1 protein-coding gene is annotated in these 1,292 nt (G+C 47.1%); it reads left to right on the top strand.

Annotation, left to right across the window (positions count from 1 at the left end; all coding sequences use genetic code 11):
• Positions 1 to 14: 14 nt before the first annotated feature.
• Complete coding sequence (locus tag COV43_02660) at positions 15 to 1,265, top strand: hypothetical protein (protein PIR26099.1); 1,251 nt, start codon at positions 15 to 17, stop codon at positions 1,263 to 1,265.
• Positions 1,266 to 1,292: the final 27 nt, after the last annotated feature.

Here is a 1,292-nt window from a genome sequence, read left to right as displayed (position 1 = left end):
GGCTTGGAGGGTTTATGCATGTGGAGGCATTAATGAAAGCAGTGAAGCGAGCAGAAGTATTGCAGGAGATTTCACTTGGCAGGATGTCCAATCGTGAAGCGGCGCAGCTGATGAAGCTGAGCGTTCGTCAGGTGCGTCGTCTGCGCCGGAAACTCGAAAGCTCTGGCGTCATGGGACTTTGCTTTCAACGAGTTCATCGTTCAACACAGCGTGTTGCTGATGGTGAGCGAGAAGAGATTTTGAGATTGCGCCGAGAGGTTTATCGCAGTTTGAATCTGTCGCATTTTCGTGATCGTTTGCGTGAAGTGCATGGCATCACACGAAGTCATGAGTTTTATCGCACGTTGTTCTTGCAAGAACATTTAGTCGATCGCGTGCAAAAGCGCAGAAAAAAACATCGCAAGCGCTTCGAAGCTCTGCGACCTGGCATTCTCATCCAACGCGACACCTCGATTCACCTCTGGGTTCCAAGCGCCAAAGAAGCGTGGCGTTTAATCGTTGATCTGGACGATCACTCAAGGTTTATCACCGCAGCAATGTTCTCGCATCATGATGACGTTCTTTCCAACATGGAAGTGAGTTGGATGACCATCGCCAGCAAAGGCACGCCATTCGCGTATTACACGGACAACAATCCGATTTACAATCCGCTCAACAAAAAACCAAAGTGTGGAATGTACAGCTTTTACCGCATGCGCAGCAAAGAAGAACGCGAAACAATCTCACAGTGGAAGCGATCTGTAACAGAACTTGGCATCGAGTGCATTCACTCAACGCCCTATCAACCGCAAGGCAAAGGGAAAATCGAACGCTTGTTCCGCTTTATGCAAGACCGCCTCGTCAATGAATTGCAATTGAGCAAGGTGAGCACGATTGATGAGGCCAATAAAATGCTGCAACGTTGGGTCACATGGTACAACAACTGCCACCTCCACAGCGTGACGAAAGAAATTCCAGCCGCAAGGTTTAAGAAGAATGCTGCTTTTAGCAAGTTGCCCAAAAACATCTCCCTAGAAAGCATTTTTTGCATCAAGCACACGAGGAAAGTGAAAGCCGACAACACCATCAGCTTCGAAGGCAAAACGTATCAAATCGAGCCCAATCGCTATCGCATCAGCTACGCCAAAGCGAACGTTGAACTTCGAATAAACTTGGCAAAAAAATTGAAAATATACTACCAGAACCAAGAGATTGGAGTCTTCCAATATAAAGCTAAGGATATCAAGAAGTTACCAACAGGGGAGGACATTCTATCCTTGGAATAAGGGAGGACATTTTACCGTGGGAGTAAC

Source organism: Deltaproteobacteria bacterium CG11_big_fil_rev_8_21_14_0_20_42_23, assembly GCA_002796345.1.
In the GTDB taxonomy this organism is placed as follows: Bacteria; UBA10199; UBA10199; order 2-02-FULL-44-16; family 2-02-FULL-44-16; genus 1-14-0-20-42-23.
Note: the sequence above shows the minus strand (reverse complement) of the source record. Positions and strands in the feature narration are given on the sequence as shown.